Annotated in this window: 22 protein-coding genes and 1 tRNA gene; 9 read left to right on the forward strand and 14 right to left on the reverse strand. The window is 64.3% G+C overall.

Features of this window, described 5'->3' with window-relative positions:
- Window positions 1-45: 45 nt before the first annotated feature.
- The 5 genes from QA649_RS06060 to QA649_RS06080 all read right to left on the reverse strand — a co-directional run bounded on the left by QA649_RS06060 (window position 46) and on the right by QA649_RS06080 (window position 4953).
- Complete coding sequence (locus QA649_RS06060; RefSeq protein ID WP_283023389.1) at window positions 46-1194, reverse strand: alpha/beta hydrolase; 1149 nt, start codon at window positions 1192-1194, stop codon at window positions 46-48.
- A gap of 198 nt (window positions 1195-1392) precedes the next feature.
- Window positions 1393-2262, reverse strand: coding sequence for an MBL fold metallo-hydrolase (locus tag QA649_RS06065; protein WP_283023390.1), 870 nt, complete (start codon window positions 2260-2262; stop codon window positions 1393-1395).
- Window positions 2263-2279: 17 nt separating this feature from the next.
- Complete coding sequence (locus tag QA649_RS06070) at window positions 2280-2891, reverse strand: glutathione S-transferase family protein (protein WP_283023391.1); 612 nt, start codon at window positions 2889-2891, stop codon at window positions 2280-2282.
- Window positions 2892-3028: 137 nt separating this feature from the next.
- The gene (locus tag QA649_RS06075; protein WP_283023392.1) at window positions 3029-3871 is read right to left on the reverse strand and encodes a fumarylacetoacetate hydrolase family protein; all 843 of its coding nucleotides are present in this window, start codon (window positions 3869-3871) and stop codon (window positions 3029-3031) included.
- Window positions 3872-4104: 233 nt separating this feature from the next.
- On the reverse strand, window positions 4105-4953 hold the full coding sequence (locus QA649_RS06080) for an MBL fold metallo-hydrolase (RefSeq protein ID WP_283023393.1): 849 nt from the start codon (window positions 4951-4953) through the stop codon (window positions 4105-4107).
- A gap of 132 nt (window positions 4954-5085) precedes the next feature.
- Here QA649_RS06080 and QA649_RS06085 point away from each other — a divergent pair, with 132 nt between their 5' ends.
- Window positions 5086-5562: a DUF3775 domain-containing protein gene (locus QA649_RS06085; protein WP_283023394.1), complete on the forward strand. Its 477-nt coding sequence runs from the start codon at window positions 5086-5088 to the stop codon at window positions 5560-5562.
- A gap of 44 nt (window positions 5563-5606) precedes the next feature.
- On the opposite strand, the gene QA649_RS06090 is transcribed toward QA649_RS06085, so the two are convergent.
- Together QA649_RS06090 and QA649_RS06095 are read right to left on the reverse strand one after the other, a co-directional pair.
- Window positions 5607-6389 (reverse strand): SDR family oxidoreductase, encoded by a 783-nt coding sequence (locus QA649_RS06090; RefSeq protein WP_283023395.1) that lies wholly within the window; start codon window positions 6387-6389, stop codon window positions 5607-5609.
- 130 nt (window positions 6390-6519) lie between these two features.
- Entirely contained in the window at window positions 6520-7032 is a 513-nt protein-coding gene (locus QA649_RS06095) for a CvpA family protein (protein WP_283023396.1), read from the reverse strand.
- A gap of 121 nt (window positions 7033-7153) precedes the next feature.
- Here QA649_RS06095 and QA649_RS06100 point away from each other — a divergent pair, with 121 nt between their 5' ends.
- Window positions 7154-7915, forward strand: coding sequence for an SDR family oxidoreductase (locus QA649_RS06100; RefSeq protein WP_283023397.1), 762 nt, complete (start codon window positions 7154-7156; stop codon window positions 7913-7915).
- Between the two features lie 91 nt (window positions 7916-8006).
- Here QA649_RS06100 and QA649_RS06105 read toward each other — a convergent pair whose 3' ends face one another.
- Together QA649_RS06105 and QA649_RS06110 are read right to left on the reverse strand one after the other, a co-directional pair.
- On the reverse strand, window positions 8007-9605 hold the full coding sequence (locus tag QA649_RS06105; RefSeq protein ID WP_283023398.1) for a GMC family oxidoreductase N-terminal domain-containing protein: 1599 nt from the start codon (window positions 9603-9605) through the stop codon (window positions 8007-8009).
- 116 nt (window positions 9606-9721) lie between these two features.
- Window positions 9722-11203 carry a coniferyl aldehyde dehydrogenase gene (locus tag QA649_RS06110; RefSeq protein ID WP_283023399.1) on the reverse strand — a complete coding sequence of 494 codons (1482 nt, stop codon included), beginning with the start codon at window positions 11201-11203 and terminating at the stop codon, window positions 9722-9724.
- Window positions 11204-11514: 311 nt separating this feature from the next.
- On the opposite strand from QA649_RS06110, the gene QA649_RS06115 reads away from it, so the two are divergent.
- Window positions 11515-11591 (forward strand) — tRNA-Met (locus QA649_RS06115).
- 97 nt (window positions 11592-11688) lie between these two features.
- The gene (locus tag QA649_RS06120) at window positions 11689-12570 is read left to right on the forward strand and encodes a PhzF family phenazine biosynthesis isomerase (protein ID WP_283023400.1); all 882 of its coding nucleotides are present in this window, start codon (window positions 11689-11691) and stop codon (window positions 12568-12570) included.
- A 45-nt stretch (window positions 12571-12615) separates the two neighbouring features.
- On the opposite strand, the gene QA649_RS06125 is transcribed toward QA649_RS06120, so the two are convergent.
- Both QA649_RS06125 and QA649_RS06130 read right to left on the reverse strand, forming a co-directional pair.
- A complete protein-coding gene (locus tag QA649_RS06125) occupies window positions 12616-13653 on the reverse strand; it encodes a thermonuclease family protein (protein ID WP_283023401.1) in 1038 nt (345 codons plus the stop codon).
- A gap of 209 nt (window positions 13654-13862) precedes the next feature.
- A complete protein-coding gene (locus tag QA649_RS06130) occupies window positions 13863-14357 on the reverse strand; it encodes a hypothetical protein (protein ID WP_211405395.1) in 495 nt (164 codons plus the stop codon).
- Window positions 14358-14619: 262 nt separating this feature from the next.
- Here QA649_RS06130 and QA649_RS06135 point away from each other — a divergent pair, with 262 nt between their 5' ends.
- The 3 genes from QA649_RS06135 to QA649_RS06145 all read left to right on the forward strand — a co-directional run bounded on the left by QA649_RS06135 (window position 14620) and on the right by QA649_RS06145 (window position 19748).
- The gene (locus QA649_RS06135; RefSeq protein WP_283023402.1) at window positions 14620-17661 is read left to right on the forward strand and encodes an adenylate/guanylate cyclase domain-containing protein; all 3042 of its coding nucleotides are present in this window, start codon (window positions 14620-14622) and stop codon (window positions 17659-17661) included.
- Between the two features lie 339 nt (window positions 17662-18000).
- Window positions 18001-19212, forward strand: coding sequence for an OpgC domain-containing protein (locus QA649_RS06140; RefSeq protein ID WP_283023403.1), 1212 nt, complete (start codon window positions 18001-18003; stop codon window positions 19210-19212).
- Between the two features lie 47 nt (window positions 19213-19259).
- Window positions 19260-19748: a DUF2059 domain-containing protein gene (locus QA649_RS06145; protein ID WP_283023404.1), complete on the forward strand. Its 489-nt coding sequence runs from the start codon at window positions 19260-19262 to the stop codon at window positions 19746-19748.
- Between the two features lie 51 nt (window positions 19749-19799).
- On the opposite strand, the gene QA649_RS06150 is transcribed toward QA649_RS06145, so the two are convergent.
- Window positions 19800-21005 carry an ABC transporter substrate-binding protein gene (locus QA649_RS06150; protein ID WP_283023405.1) on the reverse strand — a complete coding sequence of 402 codons (1206 nt, stop codon included), beginning with the start codon at window positions 21003-21005 and terminating at the stop codon, window positions 19800-19802.
- A 165-nt stretch (window positions 21006-21170) separates the two neighbouring features.
- Here QA649_RS06150 and QA649_RS06155 point away from each other — a divergent pair, with 165 nt between their 5' ends.
- Together QA649_RS06155 and QA649_RS06160 are read left to right on the forward strand one after the other, a co-directional pair.
- Window positions 21171-21938 carry an FCD domain-containing protein gene (locus tag QA649_RS06155; RefSeq protein WP_283023406.1) on the forward strand — a complete coding sequence of 256 codons (768 nt, stop codon included), beginning with the start codon at window positions 21171-21173 and terminating at the stop codon, window positions 21936-21938.
- Between the two features lie 54 nt (window positions 21939-21992).
- Window positions 21993-23606: an acyl-CoA synthetase gene (locus QA649_RS06160; protein WP_283023407.1), complete on the forward strand. Its 1614-nt coding sequence runs from the start codon at window positions 21993-21995 to the stop codon at window positions 23604-23606.
- 35 nt (window positions 23607-23641) lie between these two features.
- Here the strand turns inward: QA649_RS06160 and QA649_RS06165 are convergent, their stop codons facing one another.
- Complete coding sequence (locus QA649_RS06165; RefSeq protein ID WP_283023408.1) at window positions 23642-24331, reverse strand: AraC family transcriptional regulator; 690 nt, start codon at window positions 24329-24331, stop codon at window positions 23642-23644.
- A 463-nt stretch (window positions 24332-24794) separates the two neighbouring features.
- Window positions 24795-25994, reverse strand: coding sequence for an MFS transporter (locus tag QA649_RS06170; protein WP_283023409.1), 1200 nt, complete (start codon window positions 25992-25994; stop codon window positions 24795-24797).
- Between the last annotated feature and the right edge of the window lies 1 nt (window position 25995).

Genomic DNA, 25995 nt, shown 5'->3' on the forward strand with positions numbered 1-25995 from the left:
AGAACTATTCTAAACTATATAAGGCGCCGCGGTTTCCGGGTCAAATCAGGCCGTGCCAGCCTTCGCGAGGAAATCGAGCAGCAACCGGCTCACCTCGGCCGGCTGCTCCTGCTGCACCCAGTGGCCGGCGCCGTCGACGAGATGGCAGCCGAGCATCTTCGTGCAGCCGCGCCCCTGCATCGCCTCGAACACGCCGGGCCGCTGATGGGTGCCCCAATCCTGCTTGCCGGAGATGAAGCCGGACGGCACGTCGATGCTGCGGCCTGCGAACAGCCGCATCTCGCTGTTGAGCATGCCCGACGTGCCGTAGCGATACCATTGCAGCCCGCCCTGGAATCCGGTGCGGCTGTATTCGGCGCTGTAATAGGCGAGGTCGCTGTCCGGCAGCCATTGGTTCGCGGCGATCGCGGCCGGCGAGGGCATCTCCTTCGCCACCGTCTCGGCCATGGTCTCGTTCAGATCCATCACATAATAGGTCGGCAGCTTCGCCAGCTCATCCGCCGACCACGATTGCAGCGGATACGGCTTGTTGTCGGTCCAGTCCGCGCTCTTGTGATGATAATAGGCGCGCAGGAAATCATGCACGCCCTGCGACGCGTGCTGCATGTCCGCGTTGGCCGGACGTGTCGCGTAGTACCATTGATAGTGCTTGCGCGGGCGCGGCAGCGCGGCGAGCTCGCGATGAACGGCGTCTTCGGCCGCGGGTTTTGCGGGACGATCAACTGTGTCGAATGGCAGCGGCGGCGCTCCGCCGAACGGCGCGCTCATCAGCGTCACCGAGCGAAACACATCGGGCCGGATCAGCGCACACCACGCCGCCACCGGGCTGCCGAAATCGTGCCCGGCGAGATCGACCTGCCTGTAGCCGAAGGCCGACACCAGAGCGAGCGCATCGCGCACCAGGTTGAGGAGAGAGAACGGCGCGAGATCGTCGTCATAGTCCGCGGTCCATCCTGTGGTGCGGCCATAGCCGCGCTGGTCCGGCGCGATCACGTGATAGCCGGCGGCGGCCAGCGCCGGCATCACCTTGCGCCAGGAGAAGGCCAGCTCGGGAAAGCCGTGCAGCAGCAGGATGCAGGGACGGCCCTTTGTCTCGAAGCCGGCTTCGAGCACATGCATGCGCAAGCCGTTGATGCCGTCGATGTAGCGCGAGCGGATTCCGGCGGGCAGGGGGATGTCGGGGAGCGCGGTCATCGTGTCCTCCTTACCCTCCCCTGGAGGGGGAGGGTCGATCGCGCGAAGCGCGAGCGGGGTGGGGTGATCTCTCGACACGGGCAGTTTCAACGAGGAGAGACCGTCACCCCACCTCGGTTCGCATTTCGCTCCGCTGCATGCGAACCGATCCTCCCCCTCCAGGGGAGGATGGGAGTTCGCGGCGCGAGCCGCGCTAGACTACACTGCCGCACACACGAACGCATTGCCCTTGCGCCGGATCTTCCCCACCGACGGTGACGGAAAATGCGCGGTGCAGCACAGCGTCTCGGTGTCGCAATAGCGCTCCAGGAAGCTGCGGCGTGTCGTGGCCGCCCTGGCCGGGTCGACGTCGAACTTGATCGACAGCTCCGGATAGAGCGTCTGCAACGGCGAATGCATGAGATCGCCTGAAAATACCGCATCGTCCTTGCCGCGGCCCATCGTGATGGCGATGTGGCCCGGCGTGTGACCCGGCGTCGGCAGGATGCGGACGTGATCGCCGATCTGGTGGTCGTTGCCGACGAGCTCGTGCCTGTTAGCCTCGACCACCGGCAGCACGCTGTCGGCGAAGGGCGGAATCTCCGTCTTCGCATTCTCCGCGAACCAGTGGTCGTATTCCTGCCTGGCGAAGATGTAACGCGCCTTGGGGAAGGTCGGCACCCAGCGGCCGTTCTCCAGCCGCGTGTTCCAGCCGACGTGATCGACATGCAGATGCGTGCACATCACGAAGTCGATGTCGCCAGGCGAGAACCCGGCGGCGCTGAGTCCGCGCAGATAGGTGTCGTCGGTCTTCATGTTCCATTTCGGACGATTGGGGCGCGGCTTGTCGTTGCCGATGCAGCTGTCGACGAGGATGGTGTGGTGCGGCGTCTTCACCACATAGGACTGGAAGCACAGCAGCAGCACATCGTTGTCGTCGAGCGCCTTGGCCCGCCGCATCCACGTCCGGTTCTCGGCCAGCACTTCGTCCGTCAGTCCCGGCAGCATCTCCAGCGCCGGGACGAACGAGGTTTCCTGCTCGATGACGCGATGGATGGTGAGATCACCGACCGTGTATTTCAGGCTCATGAGAACTCCCGCGTAGGTTACGCTGGAGGCGGCACCGAGATCTTCACGGAGGGCCGCTTCAGCATCTTCTGGTGGAAGGCGTCGAGCTTCGGATAGGCCTTGCGCCAGCCGCAATCGGCGAAGCGGAAATCGGCATAGCCGAGCACGCAGACGAGACCGATCTGCGAGATGTCGAACGGACCGTTCAGCACGTCGGGCATGTTCTCGAAGCGCGCCATGCCGGTCCAGGCCCGGTTCCAATGGTCGTCCGACCACGCCTGCCATTGCAGGCCCTGCGGCCGCACCATCTTCTCGTAGCGGCACAGCAGCATGGAATCGAGCATGCCGTTGATCAGGGAGTGATTGGTCTTGGCCTTCCAGCGCTGCGGGCCGTAATCCGGGATCAGGCTGCCGCCGGCCATCTCGTTGAGATATTCGACGATGACGTAGGAATCCAAAATGACGTCGCCGTCATTGGTGATCAGCACCGGCAGCTTCTTCAGCGGCGTGATCTTCGAATAGTCCTCGTTGGCCGTGCCCGGCGCCACGGTTGCGGGTGTCAGCTCGATCTTGTCGATCAGCCCGAGCTCGATCGCGGCGATGCGCACCTTGCGGGCGAAGGGCGAGGCGGGGGAGAAGGTGAGCTTCATGGAACGATCCTGATGAACATCCGGCGGTTGTTTTCGTCATTGCGAGCGAAGCGAAGCAATCCAGACTGTCTCCGTAGAAAGAACCTGGATTGCTTCGTCGCAAGAGCTCCTCGCAATGACGGGGAGAGGGCGGAGGCTTACGCCGCGATGATCTCCTGGCGCTGCTCGCCGAGGCCCTCGATGCCGAGCGTCACGACGTCGCCGACATTGAGGAAGGTCGGCGGCTTCATGCCGAGGCCGACGCCGGGCGGGGTGCCGGTGGTGATGATGTCGCCCGGCAGCAGCGTCATGAACTGCGAGACATAGGAGATGCACTTGGCCATCGAGAAGATCATGGTCTTGGTCGAGCCGGTCTGGCGGCGCTGGCCGTTGACGTCGAGCCACATCGACAGGTTCTGCACGTCCTTGATCTCGTCCTTGGTCGCGAGCCAGGGGCCGACCGGGCCGAAGGTGTCGTGCGACTTGCCCTTGGTCCACTGTCCCAGGCGCTCGATCTGGAAGGCGCGCTCGGAGACGTCGTTGCAGACGCAATAGCCGGCGACGTAGTTCAGCGCGTCGGCTTCCGAGACATATTTGGCGCGGGTGCCGATGATGGCGGCGATCTCGACCTCCCAGTCGAGCTTGGTCGAGCCGCGCGGCTTCTCGACCGCATCGTTCGGGCCGGAGAGCGAGGTGTTGGCCTTCATGAAGATGATCGGCTCGGTCGGGATCGCCGCGCCCGTTTCCTTGGCGTGGTCGCTGTAATTGAGGCCGATGGCGACGAATTTCGAGATGCCGGTGACGGGCGCGCCGAATCGCGGCTTGCCGGAGACGGCGGGCAGCGAGGCGGGGTCGAGGGCCGCCAGCTTCTTCAGGGACTCCGGCGAATAAGCCTCGCCCGTGAGGTCCTTCACATGCGCCGACAGGTCGCGCAACTGGCCGGATTTGTCGATCAGGCCGGGCTTTTCCGCACCCTTTTCGCCATAACGAACAAGCTTCATTCTCGTTTCTCCCTGGAAATGGACCGATCGGTTAAACAGCTTCATGGAACAGGGCGGCGGGAAATTCAACCGCTCAAAACGGGGCGCATTGCAGCCCTTACTTTGTAGGGTGGGTTAGAACGGGCTGCGCGAAGCGCAGTCCGGGCGTAACCCACCTCTTCTCTCTCCAAGGATGCAGACGTGGTGGGTTAGCCCCGCGGTTTGCGCTCCGCGCAATCCGCGGGGCTATCGCGTCATTGCAGCGCCACAAACCTGAACGCGTCCCCGTCGCGCCTGATGTGCCCGGCCGAAAAATGCCCGCCGATCACCAGCGTCTGCGTGTCGGCAAAGCGGCCGAACAGCGCTGCCCGCGTCGCCGCCGATTGCGCCTGGTCGGAATCGGCGGTCGAGGACCAGTCGAGATGCGCCATCTGGCAGGGATGATGGGCGACGTCACCGGTGAGCAGGCCCTGCTCGCCGTCCGACCGGATCAGCATGCTCATGTGTCCGGGACTGTGGCCCGGGGTAGGGATCATGCTGATCTCGTCGCAGAGCTGATGATCGCTCCGGATCAGATCGGCCCGGTCCGCGTCGACGATCGGCTGCACGGAATCGCCAAACACGGCGGCCTTGTCCGGCTCGATGGAATGGTCGCGCCAGTGCTCGTATTCGGTGCGGCCGAAGACGTAACGCGCCTTCGGGAAGGTCGGCACCCATTTGTCGTCGACCAGCTTCGTGTTCCAGCCGACGTGATCGACATGAAGATGTGTGCAGAGCACGGTGTCGATACTCTCGGGCGGAAAGCCTGCCGCCGTCATCGTCTCCAGGAACGGTGTGGTGCGGTTGTTCCAGGTCGGGACGCCGCGGCCTTGCTTGTCGTTGCCAAGGCCGGTGTCGACCACGATGCGCTGGTTCGGCGTTTCCACCACCAGCGAATGGATCGACATCTTCAGCCGGCCCTCTTCGGTGGCGAAATGCGGGATCAGCCAGGGCAGCTTCCGGATTTCATCATTGCTCGCCAGCGGCAGGATGAAGCGGGTCGAGCCGACCGTCTCCAATTCCACCACCTTGGTGATCTTGACCCTGCCCACTTTCCACTGCATCGGGCGCCTTCCCATGTTCTCGTTTTGGTGCCGAAACATGCGGTTTTCCGCCGTCAAGCGCAATGGATCATCTGGTGCGATGCGGCGTTATCGCGGGAACCCCAAGAGAATGCGACGACAAAAGAGGCTGCCATGCCAGAGCTTGCAATTTCCGCCGAGAAAGTCGCCTTCATCATCGAGAAGGCGCGCGAATTCGACGCCAAGGAAGGGGATGTCGATCCCGATTCGGGCTCGAACCCGAGCGATGACGATGCGGTCGATGTGCTCGGGGATGACGGCTCCGATCCGGTCGCCAGCGAGATCGGTGGCTTCATCGTTGCCCTGAACGAGGACGAGCAGGTCGATCTCGTTGCGCTGACCTGGCTCGGTCGTGGCGACGGCACGATCGATGACTGGGATGACTTACGTGCCCGCGCCGTGGAAGCGCGGTCCGAGTATCGCAAGCCCCGGCACGAAACGGTGCAGTACCTGCTCGGCGAACCGATGCTGGGCGATCTGCTCGCCGATGGTCTCGATGCCTTCGGTATCGACTGGACCGACGAGCGCCTCACCGCCGATTCCTCCGATCCCAGCGAGCGGGACGAGGACGAGCCGACGAAGCAGCGGTGATCAAAGCGCTCTCTCCCCGCAGGAGCGGGGAGAGAGAAGGGGCGTTACAGCGTGCCCGGGAAGGCGCCACCATCGAGCAGAATGTTCTGTCCCGTGATGAAGCCGGCCTTGGCGCCGCAGAGGAAGGCGCAGGCATAGCCGAACTCATCGGGCTGGCCGAAGCGGCCCGCCGGGTTGAGCTTGGCGCGCTCGGCCAGAATCTGCTCCGGTGTCGTGCCGCGCTTGTCGGCTTCGGCCTTCGCGGTGCCGGTCAGGCGGTCGGTCTCGAACGGGCCCGGCAAGAGGCCGTTGATGGTGACGTTGTTGATCACCGTCTTGCGCGACAGGCCGGCGATGAAGCCGGTGAGGCCGGCGCGCGCGCCGTTGGAGAGGCCGAGGATGTCGATCGGCGCCTTCACCGCGGCCGAGGTGATGTTGACGATGCGGCCGAACTTGCGCGCCATCATGCCGTCCACGGTCGCCTTGATCAGCTCGATCGGCGTGAGCATGTTGGCGTCGATCGCCTTGATCCAGTCGTCGCGGGTCCAGTTGCGGAAATCGCCGGGCGGCGGGCCGCCGGCATTGTTGATCAGAATGTCGGGATCCGGGCAGGCCTTCAGCACGGCTTCGCGCCCCGCAGGCGTCGTGATGTCGCCGACGATCTCGGTGACCGTCACGCCGGGATAGGCCTTCCGGATCTCGTCGGCCGTCTTCTTCAGCGCGTCGGCGCCCCGCGCCGTCAGCGTGACATGAACGCCGGCTTCGGCCAGCGAGATGGCGCAAGCGCGGCCGAGGCCCTTGCTGGATGCGCAGACGATGGCGCGGCGACCTTTGATCCCAAGATCCACTGTTTCACTCCCGAAAATAGCAGGCAGGTTTTGGACGGCGGCCACCTTAACCAACTGTGGAGCCGCTGATAAGAGACGGGCCCGCGTCAAAATGCATGCGCGCCGGCGCGAGCGATGCAAATGCGCCTGATCAGATACGCCGCTCCTGCTTGAGGCGGTCGATCACGGACGCTGCCTCCGGCGGCAGTGACTTGAAACCCATCTGGCCGACCGTGGAGAACAACGGCCGCAGATGCGAGCCGGCGAGGAATGGCGGCTGGTGGTTCGCCGGCACGATCCGGTCGAACACCAGCACCAGCGTAGTGGCGACGAGGCCGACCCTGACGGCGCCGAGCGCGGCGCCGCCGAGCCGGTCGCCGATCCCGGCCTCGCCGACCGTGTCGTCCAACACGAAGCGGCCAATATGTCCGAACAGCATGCCGACGACGACAAAGATGCCGAAGAACCAGATCCAGTTCTGCAGCTGCGGCGCGTTCGGATTGCCTGCGATCTGCGGCGCGATCAGCGGCATCAGCGCGACCGCGATCGGTGCGGCGATGAGATAGGCGAGGATGGTCATGCCGCTGCGGAGCAGGCCGGTCCTGAAACCCAGGCCCACCGCGACGGCGAGCGCGGCGTAGACGGCGAGATCGAAACTGTTCATGACCACAACCCTGACTAGATGGAACGAATGAACGCCGGGCCGGTCATTCCGGTTTCAGATCGTTAAAATCGTCTGTATTGATGGCTCCAAAACAGCAGGGGTTGCGCGCAAGGACATCGTCATGTCAGACCTATTCGACGTCAGTAAAGAAACCATCCTCGTCACGGGCGCAAGCCAGGGGCTGGGGCGGCAGTTTGCCCGGGTACTGGCAGCGCATGGCGCAGCTGTCGCGCTCGCCGCGCGGCAGACGGATAAGTTGAAGAGCCTCGAAGACGAAATTCGCGGCAAGGGCGGCCGTGCCGCCGCCGTCGCGCTCGACGTCACCGACACCGCCTCGATCGCGAAGGCTGTCGATGCGGCGGAAGCTGCGCTTGGTCCCGTCACGGTGCTGATCAACAATGCCGGCATCGCCATCGAAAAGCTCGCGACCGAGCAGACCGAGGCCGATTGGGACGCCGTGATCGGCGCCAATCTCAAGGGCGCCTATTTCCTTGCGACCGAAATCGCCCGCCGCATGATCGCGCGCAAGCAGGAAGGCAACATCGTCAACATCGCCTCCGTGCTCGGCACCGGCGTCTTGAAGGCGGTTTCGCCTTACGCGATCTCCAAGGCCGGCATCATCCAGGCGACCAAAGCGATGGCGCTGGAGCTCGCCGGGCAAAACATCCGCATCAACGCGCTTGCGCCCGGCTATATCGACACCGAAATGAATCACGCCTTCTGGTCCTCGCCCGCAGGCGAGCGCCTCGCCAAACGCATCCCCCAGCGCCGCGTCGGCGCCGAATCCGATCTCGACGGCGCGATCCTGCTGCTGGCGTCGAAGGCGTCGCGGTATATGACGGGGAGCGTGGTGACGGTGGATGGCGGGTTCTTGTTGAATTGAGCAAGGTTGTATCGCTTGGAAGGCACCATTTACTCCGCCGTCGTCCCGGCCTTCGCCGGGACGACGGCGGAGGATGACGCGGCAGCGTCGCCTAACTCGCCCGCATCTCCGCCCTGATCATATCCGCCGCCTTCTCCCCGATCATGATGGTCGGCGCATTGGTGTTGCCGCCGATCAGCGTCGGCATGATCGAGGCGTCGACGACGCGCAGTCCCTCCAGCCCATGCACCTTCAGCGCGGGATCGACCACGGCCATCGCGTCCGTGCCCATCCTGCAGGTGCCGACGGGGTGATAGACGGTGTCGACGCGTTCGCGCAGCACGGCGCGGATGTCGTCGTCGGTGCGCACATTGGCGGTGAACATGTCCTTTTTCTGCAACGCGCGCAGTGCCGGCGTCTCCATCAGCCGCCGTGTCGTCTTGAAGCCGGCGACCATCGCCTCGAGATCCTCCGCCTCACCCAAAAAGTTCGGATCGATCATGGGTGCTGCGAGCGGATCGGCGCTTTTCAGCCATACGCTGCCGCGGCTCCTCGGTCTGAGCAGACAGAAATGGCATGAGAAGCCCGCCTCTTTGTGACGCTTGCGGCCGTGGTCGTCGAGCATCGCGATGACGAAGTGCAGTTGAATGTCGGATACGTCGAGGTGGGGCTGCGTCTTCAGGAAGCCGCCGCACTCGGCGAAATTGGTGGTCATCAGTCCGCGTCGCTCCCGGCGGTACCGCTGGATCGCGCGCAGCAGGGATGGCAGCCGTCCAAGGGACGAGTGAACGAAGTGCGGATAGTCGGAGGCGTAGACGAACACGAAATCCGGATGGTCCTGCAGATTGCGTCCGACGCCCGGCAAATGATGCACAAGGCCAATGCCGTGCTCGGCAAGCGCATCGCCGTCGCCGACGCCCGACAGCATCAAGAGCTGCGGTGACTGGAAGGCGCCGGAGGCGAGGATCACCTCGCGGCGGGCGCGCAGCTGCTTTGTCTGCCTGTCCTGCACATATTCGATGCCGACTGCGCGTCCTTCTTCGAACAGGATTTTCGTTGCCTGCGCCCCGGTTTCGACGCGCAGATTCGCGCGCTTGTCCATGTGGGGAGCCACAAAGGCGCGCGCCGCGCTCCAGCGCTCGCCATTGCGCTGCGTCACCTGGTAGCTGCCGAGCCCTTCATGGTCCTCCTCATTGAAGTCCTCGCGGATGCGGAACTGCGCCTCGCGCGCAGCCTGATGGAAGACGTCATGGATCGGATTGTCCGAGCGAAGTCTGTTGACATGCAGCGGGCCGCCCTTGCCATGATATTCGCCGTCGAAATCGGAATTGTTCTCCGAGCGCTTGAAGTAGGGCAGCACATCCGCGTAGGACCAGCCGGCATTGCCGAGCGCGGCCCAGTGGTCGTAATCCCATTTGTGGCCGCGGATGTAGACCATCGCGTTGATCGCCGAGGAGCCGCCGAGGCCCTTGCCGCGCGGTTGATAGCCGATACGGCCGTTCAATCCCTTCTGCGGCACGGTATCGAACGCCCAGTTGGCCGCGCCGTACGGCAAAGCGAGCCCGAATGGCGTGGTGATCCGCCAATTGTCGTTCCGCCCGCCGGCATCGAGCAGCGCGACGGATGTCGCCGTATCCTCCGACAGCCGGCCTGCGACGGTGCAGCCGCCCGAGCCCGCACCCACGACGACGAAATCGAATGTGTCGGTCAATGCTGTTTCCCCCTGCCTCTTCTCGTCATTGCGAGCGAAGCGAAGCAATCCAGACTGTCGCCGCAGAGGGATTCTGGATTGCTTCGCTGCGCTCGCAATGACGGTATTCGTGTCAGCTACGACATCAACCGCATCAGCTTCTCCAGCCGCGCGATCTTGCCGCTATAGGGCGGATAGAGATCGGCGAGGCGATTGAATTTCGAGCGATAGAACACCGGCTTCAGCTTGCTGAACGTGCGAAAGCCCCATTCGCCGTGATAGACGCCGGTGCCGGATGCACCGACGCCGCCCATTGGCTGGTTGATTTGCGCAAAATGAAACAGGCAGTCGTTGACGGTGACGCCGCCGGAGACCGTGCGCGCCAGCACCTCGTCGCGCACGCTGCGGTCCTTACCGAACCAGTACAGCGCAAGCGGCCGCTCGCGCGCGTTGACGAAGGCGATGGCCTCGGCCGCATCACGAGTGCCCAGAACCGGCAGCACGGGGCCAAAGATCTCCTCCTGCATCGCCGCCATCGATTCGCTCGCACCGACGATCAGCGTCGGCGGGAATTTGCGGTGCGCCTTCCAGTTGGGATCGTCCGCCTTCGCCGGCTGCAGGATCTTTGCGCCGCGCTGGGCGGCATCGGCGACGAGTTCCTCCAGCCGCGCATAGTGCCGGTCGGAGATGATGGAGGTGTAGTCCTTGCTGGCGGGGTCGCTGCCGAACATGCGCCGCATCTGCGCGCGCACCTTCTCGGCGAAGGACTGCACGGAATTTTCCGGCACCAGCACGTAGTCCGGCGCGATGCAGGTCTGCCCGGCATTGAGCAGCTTTCCATAGGCGATGCGCTCGGCGGCTTCATCGAGATCGGCGGAAGCGTCGATGATCGCGGGCGACTTGCCGCCGAGCTCGAGCGTGACAGGCGTCAGATTGCGTCCCGCGGCCTCCGCGACCAGCCGACCGACCCGGGTCGAGCCGGTGAAGACGAGATGATCGAACGGCAGGCTGGCAAAGGCTTTTGCGACCTCGTCCTCGGTGCCGGTGACCAGCAGCTCGGTCGCATCGAACTTCGCGGCCACCGTCTCCTTCAGCAGCGCGGAAAAGTGCGGCGCGAGCTCGCTCGGCTTGATGATGACCAGGTTGCCGGCGGCGATCGCGCCGATCGCGGGCGCGAGCGTCAGCTGGAGCGGATAATTCCAGGGCGCGATGATGCCGACGACGCCGAGCGGCTGCGCCATCAGCCGGTTGCGCGCGGGCAGGAATTGCAGCGCGGTGGCGATGCGCTGCGGCGCCATCCAGCCCTTCAGGTGTTTTGTCGCATGCCGGATCTCGCTGTAGACCATCATGGCTTCGGCGATGGTGGTCTCTACCGAAGAGCGGTGGCCGAAATCGGCCGAGATCGCCTGCCGGAAGCGTTCTTCATTGTCGGCGACCACAGTGCGCAGCCGCGCCAGCCGGTCGAGCCGCTCGGCCAGATCAGGCGCTGGCCCCGTCCGCGACCGCGCGACCATGGCAAGGAAGCCATCCTCCAGCGCTCCGACCGGGACGCTTGTCTGGGGATGATCCAAGGGATGATCCAAGGGATGATCCAAGGGACGATCCAAGGCGTGGTCCATGGCGCTCTCCCCTCAAAGGGCATTTGCCCCGATTTTTGTTGCCGCAGGCTGGCCCTTTGCGGAACTTCTGGCAAGTCTACGGCAAATCGACCGGAATCCGGTCCATCAGCCTGTCATAAAGTCGAAAAAAACGTCCCCGCAGCCCTTTCCAAAGGCAGCCCGCCTTGATACATACCCCCCGCACCCGAAGGGCTTCGCCCCGGGATTGCCTTCCAAGGAAGCCTTTGGGACGGAAGAGAAAAGCCACGCGAACAGCGCCGGCCCTCATCCACCGTCCCCGGCATTTCGACGAAGGCAAAGCAACGGTTTAACGCGGGGTGGAGCAGCCCGGTAGCTCGTCAGGCTCATAACCTGAAGGTCATAGGTTCAAATCCTATCCCCGCAACCAAATTCGGATTTCACCGGATCCGATACGAAAACGGCCCGCTTGATGCGGGCCGTTTTTGTTTTCAGGATGATGGGGCAATCGTGGGGTGAGCTATCCGATGACCGAGGTCGAACTCGTCAACGTGTTCACGCACATGGGGCGTGGCGGCAACCCCTGTCCGATCGTTGTCGACGCCTCGAACCTTCCCGCCGAGGCAATGCAGTCGGTGGCTCGGCACTTCGGGCATGAGTCCGGCTTCGTGCTGCCGGCTCCGGGACTCGATTCCGACTATGCCTTCCGCTTCTGGGTGCCGCGCCACGAGATGGAGATGTGCGGTCACGCGACGATTGGCGCGTTGTGGCTGCTCGCGGCCAAGGGCCTGTTGTCCGGCGATCAGGTTCGCATCGAGACGCGTAGCGGAGCGGTGACGGGTTATGTCGATCGTGGCAGCTCGGGTGAGCCGTCCGTCGAGATCAGCCAGCCTGTCGGCAAGGTTGTCGATCTCTCGCGTGCCGATGAGGAGAACGTTCTGTCGACGCTCAAGCTGTCGCGCCGCGATCTGCTCGACCTGCCCATCCAGAACGCCGTCACCTCGCGGGTGAAGACGCTGATCCCGATGAAGGGCGTCCGCGCGCTCAACGAGCTGGTGCCGGACCCCGCGCAGATCGAAGCGTGTTGCGGACGAATCGGGTCCACCGGTCTTTACCCCTACGCCGTGGACCATCAGGGCGAACGGCGCTTCGAGGCGCGGCAGTTTCCGAAGTCGTCGGGCTATCCGGAGGACGCGGCCACCGGCATTGCCGCAGCGGCGCTCGCGTTCGGGTTGCTCAAGAACGGACTTGTCGAACGCGACAGCGGGCGGATCACCATCATGCAGGGGCGGGCCATGGGAGCCTTGTCCGAGATAAGGGTGCGTCTCGGCTTCGCCGACGGCAGGCCTGTTGGCTGCCTGCTCGGAGGGGCTGTGGCGCGCGTGGAGTCGCATGTCTTGCAGCTCTAATCGCGATGAAGCGCGGGCAGAGCGTGACGGAAGCCGCCGGCTCCCTCAAAACTCCTTGATCACCTTCCCGTCCGCTCCCACCAGCGTCGACGGTGCCTCGCCGAACACCAGCCCATCCGGCTGAAACTTGATCGTCTTGCCGCCCTCGACGAACTCCGCAAAATTCCGCGGCGTCGCCGAGTGCACGCCGTTTTGCAGGAAGTCGCCGGTCTCGTAGCAGGTGTCGGGCTTGCCGCCGGAGCCTTCGCCCAAGAACTTCTGGAAGGTCTGGCTCGTCACCTTGGCCTTCTTGCGCGCGGACCAGTTGGTGTAGCGGCGGTAGAGCTTCGGCAGGATCACCGGGCCCTTGTCGGTCGCGAGCACGCTGGTCTCGCCCGCCTTGGGCTCGCGCAGGTCGAAGTCGAAGGCGCCAATGGTCTTGGCGAGATGCTTCCAGACCAGCAGCTTCTTGGTGCGCGCGGTCTTGGTCAGGGCGAGGAAAGCCCCGATCTCGTCCTCGTTCATCGAGGAGTAGAACGTCGGATAGGCAAAGCCCTGCGCGACCAGCCAGTGGTTGACGTCGACCTTTTCGCCCGCGACGGTCACCTCGATGTCGCCGACCAGCCGGCCATAGGTGTCGAACACCTCGTTCGGCGCATCGACATGGGTGAACACGCGGCAGGGCAGCGTCGGCCCGCCGGCATGGCTGAGAAAATCGTGCAGCGCCTTGCTCGCGGTGGCGCCGAGGAATTGCCGGTACGAATGGGTGACCTCGTGATAGGCCTGCTTCCTGGCATCGGTCAGCCCCTTCTTCTCGGCGGCCGACAGCGGCGACGGCATGTAGTGCAGCTCCGGCGCGTCGATGCCCTGGAGGCGAATGGTGAGCTTGCCGTTCTTGATCGGCGCCGTCGACGTGCGGCCCTTGACCTTGGCGCCCTCGAAGACGTGGCTCGGATGGAATGGTGCCGTGTCGTTCTTGCGGAAGCGGATCGCATCGGGCGCGATCGTCACCACCACCTTGGTCGTGTCGGCGTCCGACCGCCCCGCCGGCCAGAACTGTTTGACATCGATGGTGCCTTCGACCTCCAGCAGTCCAACGGGCATCGGCCGCTCCTCTCGAACGCGCGCGACGGTCGCCTTCGTCGGAGCCGACTCGCGCACACGCTGAAGAGGAACGGATCATCTTCGTGCGACAGGGCCGTGACGGGAGATGGGACAGGGGCGACATGCCATGGTCCCGGCAGACAAAAATGCCCGCGCGCCGGTCGCGCGCGGGCGTCGATCATTCTCTTAACGAAGCAGAATGTTTCTGATCAGGACCTGTGCGGGCAGACCATCGTCAGATTGAGCAGCGTCGGCGCCTTGTCCTCGCCATTGCGGTACTCCCACTCCAGCCGGATCTCATGCCGGTGAGCATAGGCATCGCTGGCTGCGTGGGTGATGATCTTCGTCTTCATCGGGATCGGCGGCTCGGAGTTGAAGCATTTCCGGACGCAGGCATCGAGCAGGTCGCATCGGGTCAGGGGGATGACGCCGGGCTCGTCCTTGGAGAGGGGGACCGTATTCGGCTGGGTGCTGAGGTCGACGCGGGCCCGGCCTTTCTCCTTGTGCCAGTATTTGGCGCTTCCCTGCGGCCACTTCGAGGGCGGGTTCAGGATCAGGTGGTACTGGCCGTATTCCAGGGTCGGCAGGTCGATGTCCTCCGATGCCTTGAGCTTGGCGACGCTCTTTTTCATGTTCGCCAAGGGATAGTAATTGGCGTTCATCAAGTCTCGAAATGCTTTGCCGCTATATACCAGTCCGGCCATCGCCTCTTTCCCCGATATGTCTGTTTGTCAAAACCTGTCGCTGGCTGCCCGAAATACGCAGCGCGCCGCAACCCGATCACACAATTTGTTGTGTGCAGTCACGGTACCACCCAGGACTGCACTTCGTCCAGCAAGCCACCATCCGGTAACATCGCGTATCCCGCAAGCCCAATTGCCATGCATTCCTCTATGGGTAATGTACGCCAAACGCCTCGCGGGCGTTGGAGCAGGACTGCCGAGGCAGTTCGTTTAAGGCGCTGGAATGCATTGCTTCGCATGTCAGTCGGCAATTAGTCCAGGCGATAGCTGGTGCTCCAAATGCGGGGCGGCGGTCCGTCAACGCGTCGATCCAGACAGCGAACGACGGTTCGTGACGATCCTTCGTGCCGACGTCGTCGATTCCACAGGTCTTGTTGCCGAACTGGAGCCGGAGGAGGCGGTGTCGCGCCTCGAACCAGCTCTTGCGGCGATGAGAGGCGCGGTGCGTCAGTTCGGCGGCATCGTCAGCAAGGAGCTGGGCGACGGGGTGGCCGCAGTATTCGGCGCCCCGATCGCCGACGACAACCATGCGCCCCTGGCCTGCCACGCGGCGATCGAGCTTGTCCGGCGTGTCAGTAGCTTGGGCGATCCCGGACTTCAGGTCCGGGTCGGCCTGCACTCCGGCCATGTGGTGGCCTACATGGTCGCCAACGAGTTTTCCAAGGTCTACGAGATCGGTGGAGCCGCCCAGCATCTAGCCGCGCGGCTCGAGACGGCGGCCGAAGCGAACCAGATCTACGTCTCCGAAGCCTGCCAGGAGCTTGCGGACGGCCATGTCCGCTTTGAGTTTCTGGGTCGGAAGGCACTCCGTGGCTTCGGCGAACCTCTGCCCGTGTACCGCGTCATGGGCGCAAGCGATCTTTCGAGCTGGCGGGTCCGACGCGCGCGCAGCGTTTCTCGATTCGTCGACCGCACGACGGAGCGGGCCCTGCTGTGGCGCGCTACTGAACGGGTCGCCACGGGCCGGCAGACGGTCCTGCTGATGGGTGACGCCGGCATCGGGAAGTCACGCCTTGCGCATGAGTTCGCGCAGGACCTCCGGGCCGGCGGCTGGCGGCTGCTCGATGCCGAGTGCAGCCCGAATCTCCAGGGCGCGCCGTACAGCACCCTCAAGCGCCTGCTGCTGTCGATCCTTGATCAGAGCAGGGTTGACGATCCCAGGGACGCACTGCCGGCGGTGCAGCAGCGAGCCGTCGACGCGGTGCTGGACCTGCCGATTTCCGATCCGCACTGGGACGAACTGGAGCCTCACGCGCGCGGCCGCGCGATTTCGGATGCAAGCTGCGCGATCGTCGAGAGCGTCGCCCGTCGCCAGCGCACGATTCTTCTGATCGAGGATGTGCACTGGATCGACCGGGCCAGCGATACGGTCGTGGCCACCCTGTCCGCGCTGCAATGCCCCGATTTGCTTGTGCTGCTGACGACGCGGCCCAATGGAATGCCAGTGTGGATCGCGCGCTGTCACGCGGAAATCGTGGCGATGCGGCCTCTCGACGACGATTCGGGGCTGGCCATGCTGACGGAGATGCTCGGCCCGGCCACGACGAACGCAGAGCTGAAGAACCGGATCATCTCTCATACGGCCAACGTTCCGCTGTTCATCGAGGAAGTCTGCCGCAGCCTGAAGGACAGCGGCATGCTTCTCGGCCAGTGGGGCGACCTGTCCCTGGCGCGTCCTGTCGACGAACTCGGCATCCCCAGCAGCATCCAGGGCGTGATCGCCGCGCGGCTCGATCGCGTGTCACGACAGGAGCGCTCGCTGCTCCAGATCGCCGCAGCACTCGGATCGCGGGCAAACCAGGCCATGCTGCGGAAAGTCGCGGGCTTGCCGGAGGACGTCCTGCAGGATTGCCTCACCGCGCTCGACCGGGCCGAACTGCTCGTCAGGATCGATAGCGAGCTGGAGGACTCGCTCGAATTCCGGCACGAGATGGTCAGGCAAGTGACCTACGATTCGATGGTGGAAAAGGTCCGCGAAAGCATCCATGCCGGCATACTGGCAGCCCTCGAGAGCGATGAGGCACGGGCCGACGGGCCGGACACGCTCTGCTATCATGCAACGAGGGCCAAGGATTGGCAGAAGGCATTCGACCATGGCAGGAGCGCGGCCCGAAAATGCCTGCTGCGCTCGGCCTATGCCGACGCGGTCGACTATTTCGAGATCGCGATGGGGTCTCTCGACAAGACCCCAATGACGCCCGCGCGAGAGGCGGACGCCATTGACCTCCGGATGGAGGCCCGGCTGGCCTTTGCCGGATCGGGGCGCGTCGCCGAAGCTCTGGATCTGGGAGGCGAGGCCGAGCGACGGGCCGACGCGATCAATGACATTGGACGCAAGGTCGCGGCCATGACGATGAGGGCGGGTGCGCAGAATTTCTATGGAACGCCGGTTGAAGCTGTCGCGATCGGCGAAGACGTCGTGCATCTGGCGGAAAGCTCGGTCAATCCCGCCTGGCGGAATCTCGCGCAATATGGTCTCGGGCAAGCGTATTTTCTGGCCGGCCGCTACCACGATGCCGAGACGATGCTGGCCACGGCCCGCGCCCATCTCGCGGGTTCGGCAGCGAGCGCCCCGATCGGTACGACGCCGCGATCCTTGCTCCTGCTCTGCTGCATGATGAACAGCATTGCCAACACCGTCATGGGCGAGCTCGATACTGCCGAGCAGCTCCAGCGTGAGGCCGCTGCTATCGCGGAGGAGACGGGTCGCCCCTATGACCGGGTCGGTGCCGCCTATAGCGGCGGCTGGCTGAAGCTCGGGCGGAACGATCCGGCGGCGGCCGCCGCCATCCTCGAAGACGGCTTCGTCCTGGCGCAGAAGCACGGCATCCGGCTGTTCGTGCCGGTGCTGGCCTGCCATCTCGGCATCGCCTATCTCGAGCAGGGGCTGTTCGACCGGGCGCGCGGCATGCTGACCGAGGCGCGCGAGGAGGCGAAGGCGGTCGGCTATACCTCGGCGGTGCTGCGCAGCTCGATCTATCTTGCGCTCGCGACCCACCGTCTCGGCGATATCAAGGCCGCCCAGAACATGCTGCGCGAGGCCCGCAACACCGCCCGCCAGCAGGGCTTTTCCGGCCTCGAGGCCGAAGCGCTGTTCGGCGAGGCCGTGGTGACGCCGCCCTCGGGCGAGGCGAACAAGGCCGCGATCCTGGCCGCACTTCGCATGGCGATCGCGATCGCCTCCGATAGCGGCGCGCTGCCGCTGAGGCACAAGGCCGAGGCAATGCTGAACGAGATGCTCGCCCGCGGCGACGAGCTGACCTGACCTTTGGCGCTCAACGGTTTGGCGTGCGATCGTACCGCCACGCCGTTTCTCTCGCTCGGAGGGGTGTTTTTATTTCATAATGATATCAATGGCTTATTCTTGCGAATCTACTGTGCATGGGGTTGTTTTCGCACTTTTTTCTGTCTGCCGCCGCTTCCGCGCGGCCCGGCGGTGGCTGGCGCCGCCACGACGCACAAAGTCCCTTGCGCAGGCACAGAGGTCGGCTACCGTGGGCGGGCAGCTGGCCATTGGGTCAGGTGACCTTTTGAATCGCATTTTTTAGCATTCCATTTTGCCGGCGCCGCCATGGCGCGACGCCCACCCGAAGAGGCGGGGGCCATGATCACACGGGACCAGTCAGCACTCCTTGCGCCGATCGAGCGCGACCTGCGGCTCGATCTCTTCCGCGGCATCGGGCTGTGGATGATCTTCCTCGACCACATCCCGCACGACGTCGTGGCCTGGCTGACGCTGCGCAATTACGGCTTCAGCGATGCCGCCGAGTTCTTCGTCTTCATCTCCGGCTACCTCGTCGGCTGGATCTACGGGCCGATCGTCGCGGGCGGCTGGTTTCTCGCAGCGCTGAAGCGGCTGTGGCGCCGCGCGCTCGAGATGTACGTCGCGCACATAATGCTGTTCCTGCTGTTCACCGCGCAGATCGCCCGCACCGCGCGCCGCTTCGACAATCCGATGTACGAGCACGAGTTCAACGTGTTCAATTTCCTGTCGCATCCGGACGAGCTGATCGGGCAGGCGATCGTCCTGAAGTACAAGCCGGTCAATCTCGACGTGCTGCCGCTCTACATCACGCTGGTATTCGCCTCGCCCTTCATCGTGTGGTGCCTGGTGCGGCGGCCCAACCTGACGCTCGCGGCCTCCGTGGTGCTCTACATTCTGTCGCGCTGGTTCGACTGGAACGTGGCGTCCTATCCGCCTGGCAGCCACTGGTACTTCAACCCGTTCTGCTGGCAGCTGATGTTCGTGTTCGCGGCCTGGTGCGGCATCGGCCAGATCGAGACGATCGCGAAATGGGTCTGGTCGAGGGCGGCGATGGCGCTCGCGGCGGCGTGGCTGGTGTTCGCGCTGCTGATCGTGATGACCTGGCACATCCACGCGCTCGAGGCCCTGATCCCGAAATGGATGATCAAGGCGATCTACCCGATCGACAAGACCGACCTCGACATGCTGCGCTTCACGCACTTCCTGGCGCTGGCGATCTGGGTGACCCATTTCATCTCGCGCAAATGGCGGGCGCTGCATGCCATCTGGCTGCGTCCCGTGATCCTCTGCGGCCAGCATTCACTGCCGATCTTCTGCCTCGGTGTGTTCCTCTCGTTCTCGGCGCACTGGATCCTGACGCAGTACAACAAGGGAGTCTGGGAGCAGCTCGCTGTCTCCATCGTCGGCATCGTCATCATGGTCGGCGCCGCGTGGCTGCTCGGTCGCGCCGAGCGCGTGCCGAACCTGTTCGTGAAGGTGACGGAGGTCGAGGAGCCGGAGATGGCGGCCGAGAGCAGCGCAACCGCCACCGTCGCCCCTGCGAGCCGCTGAAGCATCGCGCCGCCCGCTTTTCACGGAGAGGTCCAACGGAGAGCTCAATGTCCAGACGTTTGTTGACGATCGCCGGCACTCTCCTGTTTCTCGTCTGCGACGCAGCGGCACAGGCGCCGTCGCCGGACGCGATGAGCGCGGCGCGCAAGCTCGTCGTCACCTTGAAGATCCCCGACCAGTACCGCGCGTTGCTGCCGCAGCTCCTGCTCAAGCTGCGGCCCGTGGTCTCCCAGGACAGGCCGGAGATCGAGCGCGACTACGATGCGGTCACGGCGCCCGGCTCCGAAATCTATGCTCCGTTCGTTGCGTCCATGACCGAGCAGATCGCGGCGCTCTATGCCCAAAGTTTCACGGTGGATGAGCTGCGCCAGATCGACAGCTTCTACGCCGAGCCCGCCGGCCGAAAGCTCCTGGAGAAGTCGGACGCGCTGGCGCAGGCGAGCGCACAGATCAGCCAGGACGTCAGCCAGAAGGCCGCCGATGAATTGAAGCAGCGCCTCATCGAGGCGCTGCGCCAGAAGGGGCACAAGCTCTGAGGTTCGTCCCGGAGCGATCGCACGAAGCCGAAGGTTGCCCGCCCGCTTATCTCACTTCACCAGCGGGCAGCCGCCATCCTTCAGCGGCCGGAACGCCTGATCGGCGGGGACCTCGGCAAGCAATTTGTAGTAATCCCACGGTCCCTTCGATTCCTCGGGCTTCTTCACCTGGAACAGATACATGCTGTGCACCATGCGGCCGTCCTCGCGCAAGCTGCCGTTGTCGGTGAAGGCATCCTTCACCGGCAGCTCGCGCATCTTGGCCATCACCGTCTTGGTGTCCTTGGTGCCGGCGGCCTGCACGGCCTTGAGGTAATGCAGCGTCGCGCTGTAGGTCGCGGCCTGGTTCATGGTCGGCATGCGCTTGACGCGCTCCAGGAAACGCTTGCCGAAGGCGCGGGTCTTGTCGTTGAGGTCCCAGTAATAGGCCTCGGTGATGATCAGCCCCTGCGCGAGCTTCAGCCCCAGGCTGTGCACGTCGGAGATGAACATCACGATCGCAGCAAGGTTCTGGCCGCCGGCGACGATGCCGAACTCGCCGGCCTGCTTGATCGCGTTGATGGTGTCGCCGCCTCCATTGGCGAGCCCGATGATCTTGGCCTTGGAGGCCTGCGCCTGCAGCAGGAACGACGAGAAGTCCGCGGTATTGAGCGGATGCTTGACGCTGCCGACCACCTTGCCGCCGGCGGCCTTCACGACGTCGCCGGTGTCGCGCTCGACCGAATGGCCGAACACGTAGTCGGCGGTGAGAAAGAACCAGGTGTCGCCGCCGTTCTTGACGATGGCGCTGCCGACGGTGTGGGCGTTGGCATAGGTGTCGTAGGTCCAGTGCGCCGTATAGGGCGAGCAGGATTTGCCGGTGATGTCGGAGCTTGCCGCATCCGTCACGATCATGATCTTCTCGTACTGCTTCGACAGCTCCATCACCGCGAGCGCGGTGGCCGAGGTCGGCAGGTCGATGATCATATCGACGCCCTCGGTCTCCCACCATTTGCGGGCGATGGTCGAGGCGACGTCGGGCTTGTTGAGCACGTCGGCCGAGACCATGCTGATCGGCTCGCCAAACATCCGGCCGCCAAAATCGTCGATGGCCATCCTGGTGGCCTCGACGTTCCCCTGGCCGCCGATGTCGGAATAGACCGACGAGAAGTCGGAGAGCACGCCGATCTTGAGCGGAGTCTGCTGGGCCGAGGCTGGGATGGTCAGGGCGGCCGACAGCAGGCCGGCCGCAGACACGAGGGCTGCGATAGGTCTCATGGATACGTTTCCTCTTATGCGGGACTATTCTGTCCCTTTGTCCGACAAAGTTAGAGTGAGGTTCCGCAGGAGTCAATTTGCTGCATCTGCGGCATAAATGATGCGGTTTGACGCAGCTTCGGACCGAACCTATAGTTTGTCCGACAAACGCCATTAGGAGCTATCGTGCCCGTCGCGCCGCTGTTCCGCCCGATCGATGTCGCGCCGGCCTATCAGAAGGTCGCCGACGCCATCGAGCGCGAGATCGTCAATGGTCGCATCAAGCCCGGTGATCCCATCGGCACCGAGCACGATCTGGTCCGCCAGTTCGGCGTCAACCGTTCGACCATTCGCGAAGGCATCCGCGTGCTGGAGGAGGGCGGGCTGATCCGCCGCGATTCATCGCGCCGCCTGCACGCCTGCCTGCCGCGCTATAGCAAGCTCGCGAGCCGCCTCAGCCGCGCTTTGGTTCTGCACGAAGTGACCTTCCGCGAGCTCTACGAGGCCTCGATGACGCTGGAGGTCGCGAGCATCGAGGGCGCGGTCGAGCGCGCGAGCGAGGAGAACGTCGCCGAGCTCGCCGACAATCTCGCGCGCAGCGAGGCCGTCGTTGGTAATCCCGCAGCACTCGCTGAATGCGACGCCGAATTCCACGTGCTGGTCGCAAAAGCCTCGCAGAACCGCGTGCTTCAGCTCGCGCGCGAACCGGCGGCGCAGCTGTTCTATCCGACCACCGAGATGATCGTGACCGGCGTCGCCGAAGGCGGCCCGCGCCTCGTCGCGGCGCATCGCCATCTGATCGATGCGATCCGCCGGCGTGACCGCGAAGCCGGGGTGCTGTGGACCCGCCGGCACTTGCAGGACTGGCGACGCGGTTTCGAGAAGATCGCCTCGCTCGATCGGTCGGTCGAGCACATGTACATGGAGCACGCGCAGGCGGCCCGGCGTAGATAACGCAAGTTTTCAAGAAACAAATCCTGCAAACAAAGACCTCACAGGGAGGAACACATGACCGGCGACACCGCAGCCACCATCTCGAAAGCGCGCGAGCATTCCATCGGCGATCTCTTGCGCCGCTCCGCGGGCCGCGAGCCGAACAAGCTCGCGGTGAGCTGCGGCAATGTCAGCTGGACCTTTGCCGAGATGGATGCGATCTGCAACCGGCTCGGCCGCGGCCTGCTTGGACTCGGCGTCAAGAAGGGGGACCGCCTCGCCGTGCTTTCGCGCAACTCGCACGCCTTTGCCGCGCTGCGCTTCGCGGTGGCGCGGATCGGCGCGGTGCTGGTGCCGATCAACTTCATGCTCAATCCGGACGAGATCAATTTCATCCTGAAAAGTTCCGGCGCCAAGCTGCTTGCGACCGGGCCCGATTTCGTCGAGCCGGCGAAGGCCGCAAGCGCGAAGGATTGCGCCGTCGAAAAGATGATCTGGCTGCCGGGCGAGGATCCCGCCGCCGCTCCGGCCGGCCTCACCACCTTCGAGGATCTTCTTGATGCTGACGGCTCGTTCCTGGAAGCGTCGGTGGATAGCCGCGATCTCGCGCAGATCGTCTACACCAGCGGCACGGAGTCCCTGCCCAAGGGCGCGATGCTGACCCATGAAGCCGTGATGTGGCAGTATGTCAGCTGCGTCATCGACGGCGGCATGAGTGTCGAGGACAAATTCCTGCATGCGCTGCCGCTCTATCACTGCGCTCAGCTCGACGTCTTCCTCGGGCCGCAAATCTATCTCGGCGCCTCCGGCGTGATCACGGGCAAGCCGACGGCCGACAACATCCTGGCGCTGATCCAGGCGCACAAGATCACGTCCTTCTTCGCGCCGCCGACGATCTGGATCGCGATGCTGCGCTCGCCCAACTTCGACAAGACCGACCTGTCGACGTTGCAGAAGGGCTATTACGGCGCCTCGATCATGCCGGTGGAAGTCCTGCTCGAGCTGCAACGCCGGCTGCCCGCCGTAAAATTCTGGAATTTCTACGGCCAGACCGAGATCGCGCCGCTCGCGACCGTGCTGCGGCCCGAGGACCAGCTGCGCAAGGCCGGTTCGGCCGGCAAGCCGGTGCTGAATGTCGAGACGCGCGTGGTCAATACTTCGATGGAGGACGTCAAGGTCGGCGAAGTCGGCGAGATCGTGCATCGCTCACCGCATCTGCTCTCCGGCTATTACAACGACCCCGTCAAGACCGCGGCGGCGTTCAGCGGCGGCTGGTTTCACTCCGGCGATCTCGCCACCGTCGATGACGAGGGCCACATCACCGTGGTCGATCGCGTCAAGGACATGATCAAGACCGGTGGCGAGAATGTCGCGAGCCGTGAGGTCGAGGAGATGGTCTACCGCATTCCAGGGGTTTCCGAGGTCGCCGTGGTCGGCCTGCCCGATCCGCGCTGGATCGAGGCGGTCACCGCCATCGTCGTGGTCAAGAGCGGAGAGACGCTCGACGAAGACACCGTCATCAAGCACTGCGCCGGCCATATGGCCCATTTCAAGGTGCCCAAGCGCGTGATCTTCGTGGATGCCCTGCCGAAGAATCCGAGCGGCAAGCTGCTCAAGCGCGAGTTGCGTCAGCGCTTCGTCGGCGGTGAGACGCTCGACACGGCGGTCCAGAAGAGCTTTGGGACGTAGCAGGCGCCGTTCCGGCGCGTTCGCGGCGAGCCCGCCTAATCGGCCTCGCCGGCCAGCTTCCTGACATCGTCGGGCGTCGCTCCGAAGCGGCGGCGAAACGCGCGATGGAAGTAGGAGACGTCGTGAAATCCCGCGAGGTGCGCGATCTCGATGATCTTGCGCGAACGCATGCCCGGGTTCCGAAGCAGCCGCTCGGCGCGCAGCAGACGTTGCTCGAGCAAGAAGCCGCTATAGGTGATGCCGGCCTTCTCGAACAGCAACTGGATCGTGCGCGGGCTGATGCGGTGCGTGGCCGCAAGATCGGACAGCGACAGTGCGGCGCTGTCAAGCTGCGCCAGAATGTCGGCCTTGATGGCTTCGAAACGCGCTGCCGCAAGGCCGCGCAGTCGCGCCTCGTCGGCGACATCACCGCGCGCTCCGATCATCAGCACGGAGAGGTCGAACAGGTGCTGCGAGACCGCGTCGAGCTCCGCGGGGGCGAGCTTGTCCGCATGCGCATGCGCAAGGTCGTAATATCGCAGGAACATCGACGTGATCGGATTGGCGCCGGAGATCGACCGCGCAATCATATCCTCGGCATTCGGGCACGCGCGCAACAGGGCCTTGCGCGGCAGCAGCGCGGTCTGGAAATTACCAAACCCTGTCTGAGTAATGTGCGCGCCCCTGATGGAGGGATCGCCGATCGTGACGTCGCCTGCGGCAATCTCCAGGGGCCGTTTTCCCATGGTCCCGCTCAGCGCCGAATTGGGCGACATCGTAATCACCAATTCATCGTTCGTTCCCAACGACACGAAAGACATCGGCGTGCCGAACGACGCCGAGAGTCTGAGACGGGGAAGGATGGCCGGCGCAATGGTCCGGTGGACGCGCCCTTCGCCGACCGGCACGAAATCGACGTTCGCTACCTGACGGCAAAACTGCTCGCGCCATCTTTCATAGGCCGGACCGTTGGGGTCGCCATCGAATGAGAGTTGCGGCTGGGTCATTGGTCGAGTGGGGATCGTTCGCTGAGCGATTTGCTGCAGCCAGTATCCTCGCCGTCGGGCCAGTGCGCTGCAACGAGAAAAGCGCTGGATTGCGTGATAAGCCACTCGCAACGGCGCGTTGAGACCGTGACCAGGTGCCGCAGTCTGCTGGTAGCCCGGATTGTCGCGTGAATTGTGCCAGGAATTCCCGCGACGATTGGTCTCAATACTTCTTCACCGCTGCTCTGAAGGCCAGCCACATCGCGATCGACGCAAGGCCAAAGCCGCCGAGCAGCAGGAAGGTCGGGCCGTAGCCGATCCATTGCGCGATCCAGCCGCCGAGCGCGGGACTGAGGCTGGCACCGACACCCTGCACCGTGATCACGGCACCCTGGCCGAGATTGATGCGGCCTGTGCCGTTGAGCGAACGTGCGATCATGCCGGGGACGGCGACCGTTTGCAGTCCGGTGCCGATGCCGTCGAGCACCTGCATCGGCACGACGCCCCACCAGCCCGTGACGAAGAAGGCGAGCACACCGCGGACGGGCAAGAACATGAAGGAGATGAGGATCACCGGCCAGTAGTTGCGCTTGCCCGCGACATGCATCGCGATGAGCGAGGTCACGATCATCACGCCTTGCGCGATCACGACGGTGGTCGCGACGAAGCTCGGTCCGTTGGCCTGTCCCTCGGCCACGGCCGCAAGTCCATAGAGCGGCACGATCGCGGCATTGCCGAGATGGAACAGGGCGAGCGCCAGTGCCAGCACCAGAAGCGGCTTGTGCTTGAGGAGGACGGACATGCCGTCCGGCGGAGCCTTGCTGTCGTCCTCCCTGCTGCCGCGTGCGGCGCGATCGTCGATCGATCTCGCCGGGATCATCATCACGCAGGCGATCGCGATGGCGCCGAACACCGCCGCCAGCACGAACACGGCGACATAGCCGAACTTGTAGCCGAGATAGCCCGACAATGCCGCGCCGACCATGTTGCCGGCGTGGTTGAAGGCCTGGTTGCGGCCGTTCAGCGCGTTGAAGCCTTTCTGCCTGGCAATGCCGAGCGTGATTCCGGTGACCGCGGGCACGATCGCGGCGCTCGCGAGCGATTGGGCGATTTGGGAGACGGTGACGGCCCAGAAATTTTGCGAGACGAGGATGATCGCGGATGCGGCGACCACGCAGATGCCGGGGATGACGACCCACATGCGCTTGTTGCGGCTTGCATCGATGAAGCCGCCGATCGGCGTTGTGATCAGCATGCCGGCGATGTTGCCGATCGTCATTGCGGTGCCGATCAGCCCGCTCGCCCAGCCGCGCTCCTGCAGGAACACGCCAACGAAGGGGCCGATGCCGGACTGCATGTCGGCCATGAAGAAATTGACTGCAAACAGCGGCCAGGTGCGGGTTGTTGAGGGGCGCGATGTCATC

The organism is Bradyrhizobium sp. CB1717, assembly GCF_029714325.1.
GTDB lineage: Bacteria > Pseudomonadota > Alphaproteobacteria > Rhizobiales > Xanthobacteraceae > Bradyrhizobium.